13 protein-coding genes, 1 pseudogene and 1 riboswitch are annotated in these 15328 nt (G+C 63.5%); of the genes and pseudogenes, 8 read left to right on the top strand and 6 right to left on the bottom strand.

Going from position 1 to position 15328, the window contains the following annotated elements:
* The first annotated feature begins 6 nt into the window (after window positions 1-6).
* The 3 genes and pseudogenes from NKH02_RS00300 to NKH02_RS00310 all read left to right on the top strand — a co-directional run.
* The gene (locus NKH02_RS00300) at window positions 7-2061 is read left to right on the top strand and encodes a bifunctional aldolase/short-chain dehydrogenase (protein WP_352875524.1); all 2055 of its coding nucleotides are present in this window, start codon (window positions 7-9) and stop codon (window positions 2059-2061) included.
* Between the two features lie 122 nt (window positions 2062-2183).
* Window positions 2184-2444 carry a type II toxin-antitoxin system ParD family antitoxin gene (locus NKH02_RS00305; protein ID WP_502910873.1) on the top strand — a complete coding sequence of 87 codons (261 nt, stop codon included), beginning with the start codon at window positions 2184-2186 and terminating at the stop codon, window positions 2442-2444.
* 13 nt (window positions 2445-2457) lie between these two features.
* Window positions 2458-2724: pseudogene (locus tag NKH02_RS00310) on the top strand (type II toxin-antitoxin system RelE/ParE family toxin); the annotation flags it as partial.
* 70 nt (window positions 2725-2794) lie between these two features.
* On the opposite strand, the gene NKH02_RS00315 reads toward NKH02_RS00310, so the two are convergent.
* The 3 genes from NKH02_RS00315 to NKH02_RS00325 form a co-directional block, all read right to left on the bottom strand.
* Window positions 2795-3847: a substrate-binding domain-containing protein gene (locus NKH02_RS00315; protein ID WP_352875526.1), complete on the bottom strand. Its 1053-nt coding sequence runs from the start codon at window positions 3845-3847 to the stop codon at window positions 2795-2797.
* Between the two features lie 49 nt (window positions 3848-3896).
* On the bottom strand, window positions 3897-4892 hold the full coding sequence (locus tag NKH02_RS00320; RefSeq protein ID WP_352875528.1) for an ABC transporter permease: 996 nt from the start codon (window positions 4890-4892) through the stop codon (window positions 3897-3899).
* Window positions 4893-4972: 80 nt separating this feature from the next.
* The gene (locus NKH02_RS00325; protein WP_352875530.1) at window positions 4973-6484 is read right to left on the bottom strand and encodes a sugar ABC transporter ATP-binding protein; all 1512 of its coding nucleotides are present in this window, start codon (window positions 6482-6484) and stop codon (window positions 4973-4975) included.
* A gap of 135 nt (window positions 6485-6619) precedes the next feature.
* On the opposite strand from NKH02_RS00325, the gene mtnK reads away from it, so the two are divergent.
* Both mtnK and mtnA read left to right on the top strand, forming a co-directional pair.
* Entirely contained in the window at window positions 6620-7894 is a 1275-nt protein-coding gene (gene mtnK, locus NKH02_RS00330; RefSeq protein ID WP_352875532.1) for an S-methyl-5-thioribose kinase, read from the top strand.
* A complete protein-coding gene (mtnA, locus tag NKH02_RS00335; protein WP_352875534.1) occupies window positions 7891-8985 on the top strand; it encodes an S-methyl-5-thioribose-1-phosphate isomerase in 1095 nt (364 codons plus the stop codon). The genes mtnK and mtnA overlap by 4 nt, the downstream gene beginning before the upstream one ends.
* A gap of 18 nt (window positions 8986-9003) precedes the next feature.
* On the opposite strand, the gene NKH02_RS00340 is transcribed toward mtnA, so the two are convergent.
* On the bottom strand, window positions 9004-9543 hold the full coding sequence (locus NKH02_RS00340; RefSeq protein WP_352875536.1) for an Lrp/AsnC family transcriptional regulator: 540 nt from the start codon (window positions 9541-9543) through the stop codon (window positions 9004-9006).
* Between the two features lie 48 nt (window positions 9544-9591).
* Here NKH02_RS00340 and NKH02_RS00345 point away from each other — a divergent pair, with 48 nt between their 5' ends.
* The 3 genes from NKH02_RS00345 (at window position 9592) to fba (ending at window position 12811) form a co-directional block, all read left to right on the top strand.
* Window positions 9592-10767, top strand: a complete 1176-nt coding sequence (locus NKH02_RS00345; protein ID WP_352875538.1) for an MFS transporter — start codon at window positions 9592-9594, stop codon at window positions 10765-10767.
* A 66-nt stretch (window positions 10768-10833) separates the two neighbouring features.
* Window positions 10834-11033, top strand: a riboswitch (FMN riboswitch).
* Between the two features lie 76 nt (window positions 11034-11109).
* Window positions 11110-11583, top strand: a complete 474-nt coding sequence (locus NKH02_RS00350; RefSeq protein WP_352875539.1) for a 6,7-dimethyl-8-ribityllumazine synthase — start codon at window positions 11110-11112, stop codon at window positions 11581-11583.
* A gap of 163 nt (window positions 11584-11746) precedes the next feature.
* Complete coding sequence (fba, locus tag NKH02_RS00355; RefSeq protein ID WP_352631487.1) at window positions 11747-12811, top strand: class II fructose-bisphosphate aldolase; 1065 nt, start codon at window positions 11747-11749, stop codon at window positions 12809-12811.
* A gap of 124 nt (window positions 12812-12935) precedes the next feature.
* Here the strand turns inward: fba and NKH02_RS00360 are convergent, their stop codons facing one another.
* Window positions 12936-14258 (bottom strand): amylo-alpha-1,6-glucosidase, encoded by a 1323-nt coding sequence (locus tag NKH02_RS00360; RefSeq protein WP_352867193.1) that lies wholly within the window; start codon window positions 14256-14258, stop codon window positions 12936-12938.
* A 21-nt stretch (window positions 14259-14279) separates the two neighbouring features.
* Window positions 14280-15320: an ABC transporter ATP-binding protein gene (locus tag NKH02_RS00365; protein ID WP_352875541.1), complete on the bottom strand. Its 1041-nt coding sequence runs from the start codon at window positions 15318-15320 to the stop codon at window positions 14280-14282.
* Window positions 15321-15328: the final 8 nt, after the last annotated feature.

The following is a 15328-nucleotide window of genomic DNA, read 5'->3' on the forward strand; positions in this document are numbered from 1 at the left end:
GCGAACATGAAGAACCTGTGGAATGACGAAGCCGCCGAAAAGCTCGTTGCCGACTATGCAAAGAAGGGTGTCGGCCGCGACCTAGCCTTGCGCGTCTACACGACCCGGCTGCTGGGCGGCGAACCAAGGCTGGTCCTGCATGGCGGCGGCAACACCTCCTGCAAGACGACGGCCACCGATCTCGTCGGTGACGAGTGGGACGTGCTGTGCGTCAAGGGCAGCGGCTGGGACATGGGGGTCATCGAACCGCAGGGCCTGCCGGCGGTCAAGCTCAAGCCGCTGCTCAAGGCGCGCGCGCTGAACAGATTGGCCGACGAGGACATGGTTGCCCTGCAACGCGTGAACCTGATCGATCCGTCATCGCCCAACCCCTCGGTCGAGACGCTGCTGCATGCCTTCCTGCCGCACAAATTCGTCGACCACACGCACTCGACCGCCATCTTGGCCATCGTCGACCAGGAAGATTCGAAGCCGCTGGTGAAGACGGTGTTCGGCAGCAAGATGGGCTATGTGCCCTACATCATGCCCGGCTTCGACCTCGCCAAGGCGGCGGCCGATATCTTCGACGCCGACCCCACGGTTGAGGGCCTGATCCTCGACAAGCATGGCATCTTCACCTTCGGCGACGACGCCAAACAAGCCTACGACCGGATGATCCATTATGTGAACGTCGCCGAGGACTACATTGCCGCAAGCGCTAAGCCGAAGGCGGCAAAGGCAGCCTTGCCGGCAAGGCTCGCGACACCGGCGTCCATCGCGCCGACGCTTCGCGGCGCCGTCGCCGTGGCACGCGGCGAAGGCCGCTTCGACCGCATGATCAGCGACTTCCGCACTTCGGACGCAATCGTCGATTTCATCAATTCGGCCGAGATTGCCGACTATGCCGGACGCGGCGTGTCGACGCCCGATCTGTCGATCCGCATCAAGACGGGACCGATGGCGCTGCCGGCGCCCGATGCCGACAAGGCCGACGACTACAAGGCCGTGATCAAGGACCACGTCGAAGCCTTCGCCAAGGATTACCGCGCCTATTTCGAAACCAATGACGCGCTCGACGACGTCAAGCGCACCATGCTCGACCAGATGCCACGGCTGACGCTGGTGCCGGGCCTCGGCATGTTCGGCCATGGCCGCACGCTGAAGGACGCGAAGATCGCGTCGGATGTCGGCGAGATGTGGATCGAGGCGGTGCGCGGCGCCGAGGCGGTCGGCCGGTTCCATCCGCTCTCCAAGGCCGACCTGTTCCCGCTCGAATACTGGTCGCTGGAACAGGCCAAGCTCGCCTCCAACAAGCCGAAGCCGCTGACCGGCCAGGTGGTGCTGATCACCGGCGGCGGCGGCGCAATCGGTGCAGCGACGGCAAAACTGTTCGCCGACAATGGCGCCCATGCCGTCGTCGTCGATCTCGACGCCGAAAAGGCCGCCGAGGCGGCGAAGAAAGCCGGCAACAATTCGATCGGTGTCGCCGCCGACATTACCGATCCGGCACAGGTGCGTGCCGCCTTCGACAGAGCGGTCGCCGTGTTCGGCGGTGTCGACATCCTGGTCTCCAATGCAGGGGCTGCCTGGGAAGGCCGCATCGGCGAACTCGACGACGCGCTTTTGCGCAGGAGTTTCGAGCTCAATTTCTTTGCCCACCAGTCGGTGGCGCAGAATGCCGTGCGCATCATGCTCGAACAGGGCACAGGCGGCGTGCTGTTGTTCAACACCTCCAAGCAGGCGGTCAACCCAGGCCCGAAATTCGGCGCCTACGGCGTGCCGAAGGCGGCGACGCTGTTCCTGTCCAGGCAATACGCGCTCGACTATGGCGCGCACGGCATCCGTTCCAACGCCGTCAACGCCGACCGCATCCGCTCGGGCCTTTTGACCGACGCCATGATCGCCAGCCGTTCGGGCGCGCGCGGCGTGTCGGAGAAGGACTACATGTCCGGCAACCTGCTCGGCCAGGAAGTGACGGCACAGGACGTGGCGCAGGCGTTCCTGCATCACGCGCTGGCCGATCGCACCACCGCCGATGTGACGACGGTCGATGGCGGCAACATCGCGGCGGCGTTGCGGTAGGGAATCCTGCCTTGATCACCCTGCTGCCGCGAGGCAGCGGGGCAAGGCGCGAACGTAAAACCCTAACAACAATTGTTAGTTCTTGTTAGGTGTGGTACAGGTTGGGAATGAAAACCGAACCAATGCGTACCCTTACGATATCCCTCACCCCTCAGCAGGTTGCTCGCCTGCAAAGCGCCGTCGAAGGCGGCGGGTATGCCTCCAACAGCGAGATTGTTCGTGACGCCCTTCGTCTGTGGGAGCAGCGCGAAGAATTGCGAGCCTTGGAACTCGAACATTTGAAACGGGCCTATGCCGATGGCATGGCCAGCGGCAGGCCGGTGGAAGTCGAACCCGCCGAGTTTATACGCGGCCTGAAGGCAGAACGCCGCGCCCGCGGCTAAATATCGGCTCACACCACGCGCCTCGCAAGATTTGCGAGATATCTGGCATACCATAGCAATCGACAATGAAAAGGCAGCGGACAAGCTGCTTATGCGCATTTTCGACAGGCTGGAACTGGCGGCTCAACATTCCAAGATGGGCACCGCCCGGCCCGAATTGAGCGCAACTGCCCGTGTGCTCATAGAAGGCCGTTATGTCGTCATTTACGAACCGCAATCGGATGGCGTCCTGGTCGTGGCGATTGTCCACGGGATGCGCGATCCGGAACACTGGCTGTAACCCGGAGCAGCTGAGCATTCACATGGAAAGAGCGGCGCAACCGCCGCCCTTTCTTTGTCAAAGGTCCAAATTACTTCGCGTTCGGGTTCGGCATCCAGGCCGGCATCGCGACATCGGCATGGGCGAACTGCGGCAGCTTGGCCGACAGGTCTTCCATGTTCTTGATGTCCTTGTCGATGAGGTCCTTCTGGGTGATCAGCGTCGGCGGCACGACGACGTTGTGGCCGGGATCTTCACCGGCCAGCAGCTGTGCCAGCGCGCGCACCGAGACCTGGCCGACGACGGCCGGGTTGGTGGCGGCCGTGGCAGCCCAGGCGCTGTCGGGTTCGCGCATCGCTGATATATCGGACGTCGAGATATCGGCCGAATAGATCTTGATGCCCTTGTTGAGGCCCGCCTCGTCGACGGCGATCTTCACGCCCTTGGCGAATTCGTCATAGGGCGCGAACATCACCTTGATGTCGGAGTGAGCCGACAGCACCGAGCGCGCCTGGTTGGCGACCGAATTGGCGATCGGATTGTCGAGCGTGCCGAACATCGCGACTTCCTTGATGCCGGCATACTTCTTCTTCACGTCGACCCAGGTCTCGTTGCGGCGGTCGAGCGGCGCGATGCCGGCGACATAGACATAGCCGGCATTCCAGCTCTCGCCATTGTCCTTGACCGCCTGTTCGAGAGCGAGGCGCGCCAAGTCGCGGTCGGACTGTTCGACCTGCGGGATCTTGGGGTTTTCGACATTGACGTCGAAAGCCACCACCTTGATGCCTGCGTCGACCGCACGCTGCGCGGCGTCCTTCATCGATTCCGTCAGACCGTGCTGGATGATGATGCCCTGCACGCCGAGCGCGATGGCCTGGTCGACCATATCGGATTGAAGGGCAGCATCCTGGCGGCTGTCGAGCACGCGCAGGTCGATGCCGAGCGCCTTCGACTGTGCTTCGACGCCCGACAGATAGGCCTGGAAGAAATCACCGGTCGAGAGATAACGCACCAGCGCGATCTTGACGCCGGGCTTGTCGAAAGGCGCCGGCTTGTCCGCGGCCAGCGCCGGGAATTGCATCAGCATGGTTGCGCCGGCCAATCCGAGCGCCACCTTCCCTAGAAGTCTTCTTGTAATGCTCACTTTGTTTTCCTCCACTCTTGTTGAACCCAAAATCCTGTTCCGGTCGAAACTACCTCCTGCCCCTGCCCGAAAGCGCAAAGGTGAAGACAAGGGCGACGACCAGAACCACGCCCTTGACGAAATCCTGCGTGTAGTAAGGCGCGTTCATCATCGTCAGGCCTTGCAGCAAGATGCCGACGAACAGCGCGCCGATGGCGGTGCCGAAGGCGTTCGGCTTGGCGGCGCCGAGCACCGCGTAGCCGATCAGCGCCGCGGCGACAGCATCGAGCAGGAGATTATTACCCGAGGCGATGTCGCCGCGTCCAAGCCGGGCAGCGAGCAATATGCCGCCGATCGAGGCAAAAACTCCTGAAATAACGTAGGCCCAGATCTTGTATGCCTTGACAGGCGCACCGGCGAGTTCAGCGGCGCGCTCGTTGCTGCCGACGGCGTACATCATGCGGCCGAAGCGGGTGTATTCGAGGAAGAACCAGATCAGCACGGCGAGCACGAGCAGCACCACGACCGACACCGGAATGAGATTGGGGATGAAGAAATCGAAGCGGTGGCGGCCAAGCGCCAGGAAGGCGTCAGAGAATTTGCCGTTGGCGACCGAACCGTCCGGCATGGTCATGCCGGTTGCGATCGAACGGCCTTCGGTCGGGATGCGCTGCAGGCCGACGAGCAGGAACATCATGCCGAGCGTCGCCAGGAGATCGGGCACGCGCATGTAGACGATCAACCAGCCGTTGATCAGGCCGACAATGGCGCCGATCAGCAGGCAGACGACGACCGCGACAAAAGCGTTCTGCTCCAGCACCACCATCACATAGGCCGCCGCCATCATGGCTGATGTGGCGACCGAGCCGATCGACAGGTCGAAGCCGCCGACGACGAGCGTCGCGGTGACGCCGAGCGCCAACACGCCGGTGATGGCAACCGACTGGAAGATGAAGACGGCACTTTGCGGCGAGACGAAACCGTCGGCGGCGATCGCGAAATAGGCGACGAGCCCGAACAAGAGCACGATGAAGCCGTAGCGGATGGCGTGGTCGCGCAACGTCATTCAGCGCTCCCGCGCGCTGGTGCCGTCTTTACCCAACTCGAACCCATGGTCTCTCCGTTCCAATTCATATTACGCGCTCTTCAGGCGGCGCTGTGCAGCGGTCCGCCGGCGACCTCGGCCAGCAGGCGATCGAGATCGACGTCGGCATTGCGGTGCTCGCCGACGATGGTGTGCTCCGACATCACCAGGATGCGGTCGGCGGTCTCCAGCGCCTCGTCGAGTTCGGTGACGAACAGCAGCGTGGCGCGGCCGTTTGCACTGGCCCTGAGCTTGGCGGCAATGTCGCGCCGGGCGGAAATGTCGACGCCCTGAAACGGCTCGTCCAGAATGAACAGTCTGGCATCCTGGGCCATCCAGCGGGCGACCATCACCTTCTGCTGGTTGCCGCCGGACAGCTCCGACATTTCGTCCTTCTCGGAGCGGCAGACGATGCCCAGTTCCTGGATTTGCCGGCGCGCGGTAGCGCGTTCCAGACGGCGCCTGAGAACAGCGAAACGTGACATGCGCTTGTGAAACGGCAGGCTGATATTTTCCTGGATGTTGAAGCCGTCGACGATGCCGTTCTCGCCGCGGTCCTTGGCGACGAGGAACACGCCGGCGGCGATCGCCTCGCCGGCCGATCGCGGCGCATAAGGCTTGCCGTTCATCGTCATGGTGCCGGCGAGCGGCTCGCGCACGCCAAACAGTGTCTCGGCGAGCGCCGTCTTGCCAACGCCCACGAGGCCGGTGATCGCAACGACCTCGCCGTCGCCGAGCGTCAGCGAGATCGGCTTGGCACCCTGCGCGATGCGCAGGCCCTCGATGTTCAGGATTGCCTTGGCCGAATTCCTGACAACGATCTGGTCGAGATGGATCTTGCGGCCGAGCATGGCGTTGACCGCGCCTTCATAGTCGAGCGGCTTCTTGTCGAAAATGCCTGAGATGATCCCGTCGCGCATGGAGACGATGCGGTCGGCAAGCCGCCTGATATCCGACATGCGATGCGAGATGTAGAGGATCGCCACGCCTTGCTCGCGCAGCCTGTCGATCAGCGCAAACAGCCGATCGGCCTCGGTGCTGGAGAGCGATGAGGTCGGCTCGTCGAGGATCAGCACTTTCGGCTGGTGCGCCAGCGCGCGGGCAATCGCGACCATCTGGCGATCGGCCAGCGAAAGATCGCTCACCCGCGCCTTTAAATCGATGGCCAAACCCATGCGGTCGGCGACCGCCTTGGCCTCCCGACGCACGCGGACCGGATTGAACAGGGTCGGCGCGCCTTTGCCGCTCAGCCTGTCGAGGGTCAAATTGGTGGCGACGTCGAGATCGGCGACGACACCGTCATTGATGTTCTGGTGAACGGTGACGACGCCGGCGCGGATCGCCTCGGCCGGGGTTTTCGGTGCAAAATCCTGGTCGGCGAGCGCCATCGTGCCGCCGCCGCGCTCGTAGACGCCGCTGATGATCTTGACGAGGGTGGACTTGCCGGCGCCGTTGGCGCCCATCAGGACGGTCGCTTCGCCCGCATGCAATTCGAGCGAGACGCCGCCAAGCACCTCGTTATGGCCAAAGGATTTCCTCAGTCCCTCTACGCGGAACACGGCACTGCCGACCATGCGTTCCTCCCTGACATGACGCTATGGGCTACATCGGCAATTGTCAACACGATTGACAATTGCCAGATCGCTTCCTAGCTTGGCCCAGCCGCCATGCCTCGATTATGTTCGGAGGGCATATGCGGGAGGATGACGATGACTGAAGAATTGCCGTTCGAAGCCCTGTCGGTCGAGACTCTGGCTGCCCGCCTCGGCACAAACGATGCGCTGTGCGCGAAGATCGGCGAGGACACGACACGCTGGAAGGTCCGCGAGGTCGGTGACGGCAATCTCAACCTCGTCTTCATCGTCGAGGGCGCCAGCGGTGCGGCGGTGGTCAAGCAGGCCCTGCCCTATGTCCGCCTGGTCGGCGACAGCTGGCCGCTGCCGTTAAAACGCTCCTTCTTCGAATATCATGCGCTGACAAGGCAAGAAGCGCGCGCGCCCGGGTCGGTGCCGGCGATCCATTATTTCGATGAACGCCAGGCGCTGATCATCATGGAATATCTAGCGCCGCCGCACGTCATCCTGCGCCGTGCGCTGATCGAAGGCCGGCAATTGCCGAACATCGCTCGGGATATCGGCCTGTTCATGGCCCGCACGCTGTTTCGCGGCTCCGACCTGCACATGGCGGCCAAAGACCGCAAGGCCGACCTGGCGCTGTTCGCCGACAATGTCGAACTCTGCGACATCACCGAGAACCTGGTGTTTTCCGACCCCTATTTCGACGCCAAGATGAACCGGCATACCTCGCCGCAGCTCGACGGCCTCGTCGCGGAACTGCGCGCCGACCGCGACCTCAAGGTCGAGGCGCAGCGGCTGAAGCACATCTTCGCCGCCAATGCCGAAACGCTGCTGCATGGCGACCTGCATTCCGGTTCGATCATGGTCACCGATAGCGAAACCCGGATGATCGATCCGGAATTCGCTTTCTATGGTCCAATGGCCTTCGACGTCGGCATGCTGCTCGCCAATTTCTGGATGTCATTCTTCTCGCAGCGCGGCCACGAGCAGGAGGGCAAGCGCGATGCCATGCGCGCCTATCTGCTCGGTGTGACAGTCGAGACTTGGTCAGTGTTCCGCGCCGAGTTCTCCCATCTGTGGCGCACCGAACGCACTGGCATGCTCTACCAAAAGAGCCTGTTCGAGGATCAGGGCGACAGGCTCGGTGCCGAGCAGGCGCTCGACCATGTACTGCACCAGATCTGGACCGACCTGCTCGGCTTTGCCGGCATCGAGGTTCACCGGCGCATCCTCGGCCTCGCCCACAATGCCGATTTCGAGACCATTGCCGACGAGGATTTGCGCGCCAGTTGTGAGGCAAAGGCGCTAAAATTCGGCCGTCACATCGCCGTCAACCGGCGCCAGATCCACAGCATCGACGAGGTCAACCAACTGGCCGCGCTGATCGAACAGGAGAGCAGTATTTGAACGTCGGCGACCGCCACTATCGCACCATCTGGCTGAGCGACGACGGGCGTTCGGTGGAGATCATCGACCAGCGCTGGCTGCCGCATGATTTCCGCATCGAGACGATCGGCACGGTTGCCGGCATCGCCACCGCCATCCGCGACATGTGGGTGCGCGGCGCGCCGCTGATCGGCGTCACCGCAGCCTATGGTGTCGCCATGCAGATGGCCGACGATGCGTCGGATGCAGCGCTCGACGCCGTCTGGGGGACCTTGCACGAGACGCGTCCGACAGCGATCAATCTGCGCTGGGCGCTGGACGAGATGCGGCGCTTCCTCAAGCCGCTGCCAACGGAACAACGCGCCGAAGCCGCCTATCGGCGGGCCGGTGAGATCGCCGACGAGGATGTCGGCCTCAACCGCGCCATCGGCGAAAACGGTCTCGCCATCATCAAGGCGATCGCGGCGCGCAAGCGGGAGGGCGAGCCGGTCAACATCCTGACCCATTGCAATGCCGGCTGGCTGGCCACCGTCGACTACGGCACCGCCACCGCGCCGATCTACCTGGCCACCGAGGCCGGCATTCCCGTCCACGTCTATGTCGATGAGACGCGGCCACGCAACCAGGGCGCCCAGCTGACCGCCTGGGAGATGGCCGGCCACGGCGTGCCGCACACGCTGATCGTCGACAATGCCGGCGGCCATCTGATGCAGCGCGGCGAGATCGACATGGTCATCGTCGGCACCGATCGCACGACCGCCGACGGCGATGTCTGCAACAAGATCGGCACCTATCTCAAGGCGCTCGCCGCCGCCGACAATGATGTGCCTTTCTATGTCGCGCTGCCGTCGCCGACCATCGACTGGACGGTGCATGACGGTCTGGCCGAAATCCCGATCGAGCAGCGCTCGGCCGACGAGGTGTCGCTGGTCTGGGGCAAGACCGCTGCCGGCGAGATCGCTCAGGTCCGCATTTCGCCGGAGACGACGCCGGCGGCGAACCCGGCCTTCGACGTGACGCCGGCGCGGCTGGTGACCGGGCTGATCACCGAACGCGGCGTCGCCAAGGCGTCGCGCGAGGGCCTGAAGGCGATGTTTCCCGAGCGCGGGTAAGAGCCGACCGTCGAACCCCTAATAGAGCGGCTTGGCCATATGCCTTGGCGTTGGCCACTCAGTGGTGGTGCCGGGCTGCACCGGCCGCTCGAGATAGGTCGACAGCACCACATAACTGCGCGTCGAGGTGACGCCAGGCGTTTCGTAAAGGCGCGACAGCAATCCTTCGAGCGCCCTGGTGTCCTCGGTGCGAACCTTGAGCAGCATGCAGCTGTCGCCGGCAACCGAATGGATCTCCTCGACTTCCGGATACTCCGAGACTGCCATCAGTTCCGGGGTCTTTCCCCAGCCCTTGGTGTCGATATGGACAAAGGCAAGCAAAGGCTTTTTCACCGCCCGGGGATCGATGATTGCCGCGGTGTTGCGGATGGCGCCGCTGCGCCGAAGGCGTTTGACCCGCTCATGAGCGGCAGGAGGCGACAAGCCGACGCGATCGCCGAGTTCGGCGTAGCTGATCGTGGCGTCATCAACCAGGACGCCTAATATTCTTCGGTCTATCGCATCGAGGTCGCGGACCGCAGCCTTATTCCGCGGAACACCATCTGTTTCTTCGTCCATGGCGAATTTCCCGATTGCAGCTGAATAAAATACGGCGATTATGACAATATGTCGAACGCAGATCAAGTTGCATCACTGGCGCCAAGCGTCCGAGCGCCTATCCCGGCGCTTGCTTACCTGCTGACCGGATGCATCGCCGTCATCGGCTCGAACTCGCTTGTGCTGGGCCCGATAGCCCCAGCCGTGGCCGCGTCGTTCGGTACCAGCGTGCCGGCCGTGATGATCGCGGCGGCCGCGTTCGGCCTCGGCACCTCCGCAAGCGCCCTGTTCCTTGCCCGCTACATCGACCGGCTCGGCGCACGCCGGATGCTGCAGGGCGCACTGTTGCTGTTGGCACTGGCGCTTGTCGCAAGTGCCGTGGCGCCAACAGTGATGATGCTGGTCGCGGCACAGTTGCTTGCCGGCATCGCTGCCGGTATCGCCATGCCGGCGATCTATGCCAGCGCCGCCGCCATCGCACCGCCGGGCAGAGAGAGCGGCACGATCGGCGTCGTGTTGACCGGATGGACGCTCAGCATGGTGGCCGGCGTCTCGCTGTCGGCCGTGCTTGCCGATCTGGTGCATTGGCGTGCCGTTTTCGCCGCAGTCGCGTTGCTGGCAATGCTTGCATGGGCGGGGCTTACAATGACGTCGCTCAGCGACATCAGAAAGGCCGGGCCGGCACCCGCCCCGCTGGAAGCGCTCGGCATTCCCGGCATCGTGCCGCTTCTGATCGCTTGCGCCGCCTTCATGACCGCCTTCTACGGTGTCTATGGCTATCTCGGCGACCATCTTCATGTCGGGCTGGGAGAGCCGGTCAGCGCCAATGGCCTGGCGGCTCTTGCCTATGGCATAGGCTTCGGCACGGCTGCTCTCCTCGACGGTGTCATCGACCGGCTTGGCGCGCGGCGCGTCATGCCATTCACCTATCTTCTGGTCGCCGTCGTCTATGTCGCCATGGCCGCGACGAGCGACAGTTTCGGGCTAACCTTGACCATGGTGGCGGTCTGGGGACTGGCCAATCATTTCGGATTGAATGTCCTGGTGACGCGCCTGTCGGCGCTCGATCCGTCGCGGCGCGGCACGATCATGGGCTTGAACAGCGCGGTGACCTACCTCGCGGTCTTCGTCGGCACCACCAGCTTCGGGCCGCTTTATTCCAGCTTTGGTTTTGCGACATGCGCGGCCGTTGCAGCACTGCTCATGCTGATCGCCGCATCGGCGGCGGCGTGGCGCACGAGGTAGTCGAACGGGCTTGGCCCAACCTTCTCACGGTTGACAGCAGCGCCCCGCCCTTTCATACAAAGCCGTTAATGTTCTCAGGGCGGGGTGAAAGTCCCCACCGGCGGTAAGGACTCTTAGTTGCGTATGATTCCTTTCCGAAAGCCGTTCCGGTTTTCGGGGTCATGCGCGGGACCCAAGCCCGCGAGCGCTTTCCGGTTTCGGAAAGGTCAGCAGATCCGGTGTGATTCCGGAGCCGACGGTTAGAGTCCGGATGGAAGAGAACGAACGGAAGATGGACCGCCTCGGCGGGCCGGCTTGCGTATCGTGCGTCCTGATTCTGGTTCGAAACGGAAGGATGGACCCATGAATCAGCATTCCCATAAAGACTACGGAACTGTTCGCATCGCCGTCATTCGCGCGCGCTGGCATGCCGACATCGTCGACCAGTGCGTACAGGCCTTCGAGGCGGAACTGGCTGACATCGGAGGCGACCGCTTCGCCGTCGATGTCTTCGACGTGCCGGGCGCCTATGAAATTCCCCTGCATGCCAAGACCCTGGCCGGGACCGGCCGCTATGCCGCGATCCTCGGCACCGCCTTTGTCGTCAATGGAGGCATCTACCGGCATGAGTTCGTCGCCAACGCGGTGATCGACGGCATGATGAACGTGCAGCTGTCGACCGGCGTACCGGTGCTGTCGGCGGTGCTGACCCCGCACAACTACCACGACAACGCCGAGCATCACCGCTTCTTCTTCGAACACTTCACCGTCAAGGGCAAGGAAGCGGCCAATGCCTGCGTGCAGCTCCTGGCGGCGCGGGAGTTGATCGCGGCCTAAGATCGCCAAACAGGCCGGATTTCAGCCCTGCAACAAGAATTGCGATCAAGAAGAACTCAGAAGGTTGCGGTTCCGCTGAAATCCGGCCAGAAGCATCAAGGGCCGGCCGGCGAACGGCCGGCCCGCGACGTTGCGCTTGAAACCAGATACGGGAGACTATTGGGTGGCTCGCATAACACTGAGACAATTGCTCGACCACGCCGCCGAATACGGCTACGGCGTGCCCGCTTTCAACATGAACAATATGGAACAGGGCCTCGCCATCATGGAGGCCGCCGAGGAGACCAAGTCGCCGGTCATCCTGCAGGCAAGCCGCGGCGCCCGCGCCTATGCCAATGACGTGGTGCTGGCCAAGCTGATCGACGCGCTGGTCGAAATCCACCCCGACATTCCGGTCTGCATGCACCTCGACCATGGCAACAATGAAGCCACCTGCGTCACCGCCATCCAGTACGGCTTCACCTCGGTCATGATGGACGGATCTCTGAAGGAAGACGGCAAGACGCCGGCCGACTACGCCTACAATTCGGGCATCACCAAGCGCGTCGTCGACATGGCGCATTGGGGCGGCGTGTCCGTCGAAGGCGAGATCGGCGTGCTCGGCTCGCTGGAGAGCGGCGGCGGCGAGCAGGAAGACGGCCACGGCGTCGAAGGCGCCATCAGCCACGACCAGTTGCTGACCGATCCCGAGCAGGCCGTGGAATTCGCCAGGGATACCCATGTCGATGCGCTGGCGGTGGCCATGGGCACCAGCCATGGCGCCTACAAATTCTCGCGCAAGCCGGACGGCGCGGTGCTGGCCATGAACGTCATCGAGGAAATCCACCGCCGCCTGCCGAACATGCATCTGGTCATGCACGGCTCGTCCTCGGTGCCGGAGGATCTGCAGGAGATCATCAACAAATATGGCGGCCAGATGAAGCCGACCTGGGGCGTTCCGGTCGAAGAGATCCAGCGCGGCATCAAGCACGGCGTGCGCAAGATCAACATCGACACCGACAACCGCATGGCGCTGACCGGCGCGATCCGCAAGGTGCTGACCGAGAACCCGAGCGAGTTCGATCCGCGCAAATATCTGACACCCGCCATGGCTGCCATGCGCAAGCTGTGCAAGGAGCGCTTCGAACAGTTCGGCACCGCCGGCAACGCGCAGAAGATCAAGCCGCTGCCCGTCGCCGAAATGGCCAAGCGCTACAAGTCGGGCAGTCTCGATCCGAAGTTCGGGTGAGTGGCTGACGCGGCCTTCCCTTCTCCCCTTGTGGGAGAAGGTGTCGCCGCAGGCGACGGATGAGGGGTGTTCCAGGGAACATTAACGCCTCACTCCGCTGGAAGACCCCTCATCCGTCTCGGCGCTATCGCGCCGATCCACCTTCTCCCACAAGGGGAGAAGGCAAGAGAGGTGCCCCCCTCAAAAACTCGATCACCATCGCCGCCGTCCAGGTGAAGCGGCCGCCGCCGAGGGGCTCGCCGGTGAGCGGATCGTAATATTCGGCAAAGCCACTTTCCTGGATCAGATCCAGGCTGGATTGCGTGATGCGCCGCGCCGCGTCATCGTGACCAGCGACGGCAAGGCCGTCCGCGATCATGTAATTGACGACCAGCCAGACCGGGCCGCGCCAGTAGCGCTTGGCGTCGAAGCGTGGATCGTCTGGATCATGCGACGGCACGACGTAACGCGCCTTGGCGGCTAGGCGTTCGACGGTTGCGGCCAGCGCTACGGTGCGAGCCCCGGGAATGGCCGCGAAGGCCGGCAGGATGCCGCCGACGGAAGCGCTGTCGATCAGCCTGCCGGTGACGCGGTCGAGGCAGAGATACTGGCCTCGCGCATCGCTCCACAGCCGCTCCATCGCCGCCAGGCCCTTTTCAGCGCGGGCACGATTGGCGCTGGCGATCCCGGTTTCGCCCAGCGCGTCGGCAAGATCGGCAAGATCGGCGCAGGCGCGGATCAAAATGGCGTTGAAGCCGGGATCGACGACCTGGAATGGCGAGGCGTCATGCAGTCTGGCATTGTCCCAGCCAAGCCCGCGAAAAAGCTGCAGCAGCCAGATGTAGCGGTCATACTGCCCTTGTGTCGGACGGTGCGCAGGGTCGGCATGCAGGATGTCGCGGCGCGTGTAGGGCTCGACACCCTCGGTCGGCACACGCTCGAAGGCATCGTCCCAGTCGATGGAATTGTCGCGGCCGGACTCCCAGGGATGGATGATGGCGACCAGCCCCTCGCCTTTTGGGTCGCGGTTTTCGTAAAACCAGCGGTGCCAGGCATCGATCTTCGGCAGCAGCGCGCGGGCTCGCTCCGCAGCCAATTTCTTGTCCATGGCCCGGTCGAACAGGCGCCGTATGGCAAAACCTGCAACAGCCGGCTGGGTAATGCCTGATGTGGCCGTCGGGCGGCCGGTCCGCCAGACCTCCGGCCCGGGGAAATAACCGTCGCTCCAGACATGGAAGACGATGTGCGGCACCATGCCGTCCGGCCATTGGTGCGCGAACAACGTCTCGATCTCGGTCCAGGCGCGGGCCTCGTCGTAATGAGCGAGGCCGAGCGCGGTCAGGCAGGAATCCCAGTTCCACTGGAACGGATAAAGACCTTTCGTCGGGATGGTGTAGGCGCCCTGGTCGTTTTCTTTCAGCACCTCGATGGCACGGGCAATGATGTCACTAGTGGCGGAAGCGGTCATGGCAGTTCAGGGCTTTCGGTATCAAAGGGCATTGGTGGTTTCGGGATCGAACCAGCGGATGCGGTCGGGTTTGGGCGCGAGCCGCAGGTGATCGCCGACCTGCACGCCGGCATTCGAGTCCAGGATGGCGCGGAACAGGCCGCCCTCGACATCGCAGGTGACCAGCGTGTGCGGGCCGAGCGGCTCGATGACGCGCACGGTGGCGTGCAGACCCTCGCCGCCGGCATCGACGTCCTCGGGGCGGATGGCGAATTCTATTCTCTGCTTGTCCGATTTGGGGCCGGGCAGCGTCAGCCCGGCTACGGTCCAGTCTCCATTCGCGGCCTTGGTCGCCGGGATAAAATTCATCGGCGGATTGCCGATGAAGGAGCCGACGAAGCGCGCGGCCGGATTGCGGTAGACCTCGACCGGCGATGCGGCCTGGACGATGCGGCCCTGATGCATGACGGCGATGCGGTCGGCGAGACTCATCGCCTCGACCTGGTCGTGGGTGACATAGATGGTGGTGGTCTTCGAGGCGGCAAGCACGCCCTTGAGCTCGGCACGCATCTCCAGCCGCAGCAGCGCGTCTAGGTTCGACAGCGGCTCGTCCATCAGGATGACGTCGGGCTCCATGGCGAGCGCACGGGCGACGGCAACGCGCTGGCGCTGGCCGCCGGACAGCTGGCCCGAATAGCGTTTCAGCAATTGCTCGATATGCATGAGTTCGGCGGTGCGGGTGACACGACGCTCGACATCGGCCTGCGGCAATTTCTTCATGCGCAGACCGAAGGCGATGTTCTCGAACACGGTCAGGTGCGGAAAGACGGCGTAGTTCTGGAACACCATGGCAATGCCGCGGTCGCGCGGCGGCAGATGGTCGACGCGGCGGCCGCCGATCCAGACCTCGCCCTGGCTCGGTGTCTCCAGCCCGGCGACGATGCGCAGCAGCGTGGTCTTGCCGCAGCCAGAGGCGCCAAGCAGCACCATGAATTCCTGGTCGGATATGGCGAGATCGACCTGATGCAGGGCGGTGAAGCCGCCGAAGCGCTTGGCCACACCCTTGATCGCGATTTCAGCCATGAGCGTTC

It is taken from the genome of Mesorhizobium sp. M1396 (assembly GCF_040317725.1).
In the GTDB taxonomy this organism is placed as follows: domain Bacteria; phylum Pseudomonadota; class Alphaproteobacteria; order Rhizobiales; family Rhizobiaceae; genus Mesorhizobium.

Bases quoted from the DNA above. Each gene is read 5' to 3' on its own strand.
- NKH02_RS00350 (WP_352875539.1), top strand. From the start codon at position 11,110: ATGAATCAGCATTCCCATAAAGACTACGGAACTGTTCGCATCGCCGTC.
- NKH02_RS00340 (WP_352875536.1), bottom strand. From the start codon at position 9,543: ATGGACGAAGAAACAGATGGTGTTCCGCGGAATAAGGCTGCGGTCCGC.
- NKH02_RS00360 (WP_352867193.1), bottom strand. From the start codon at position 14,258: ATGACCGCTTCCGCCACTAGTGACATCATTGCCCGTGCCATCGAGGTG.
- mtnK (WP_352875532.1), top strand. From the start codon at position 6,620: ATGACTGAAGAATTGCCGTTCGAAGCCCTGTCGGTCGAGACTCTGGCT.
- NKH02_RS00320 (WP_352875528.1), bottom strand. From the start codon at position 4,892: ATGACGTTGCGCGACCACGCCATCCGCTACGGCTTCATCGTGCTCTTG.
- NKH02_RS00365 (WP_352875541.1), bottom strand. From the start codon at position 15,320: ATGGCTGAAATCGCGATCAAGGGTGTGGCCAAGCGCTTCGGCGGCTTC.
- NKH02_RS00300 (WP_352875524.1), top strand. From the start codon at position 7: ATGAAGAACCTGTGGAATGACGAAGCCGCCGAAAAGCTCGTTGCCGAC.
- NKH02_RS00325 (WP_352875530.1), bottom strand. From the start codon at position 6,484: ATGGTCGGCAGTGCCGTGTTCCGCGTAGAGGGACTGAGGAAATCCTTT.
- NKH02_RS00345 (WP_352875538.1), top strand. From the start codon at position 9,592: ATGTCGAACGCAGATCAAGTTGCATCACTGGCGCCAAGCGTCCGAGCG.
- NKH02_RS00305 (WP_502910873.1), top strand. From the start codon at position 2,184: ATGCGTACCCTTACGATATCCCTCACCCCTCAGCAGGTTGCTCGCCTG.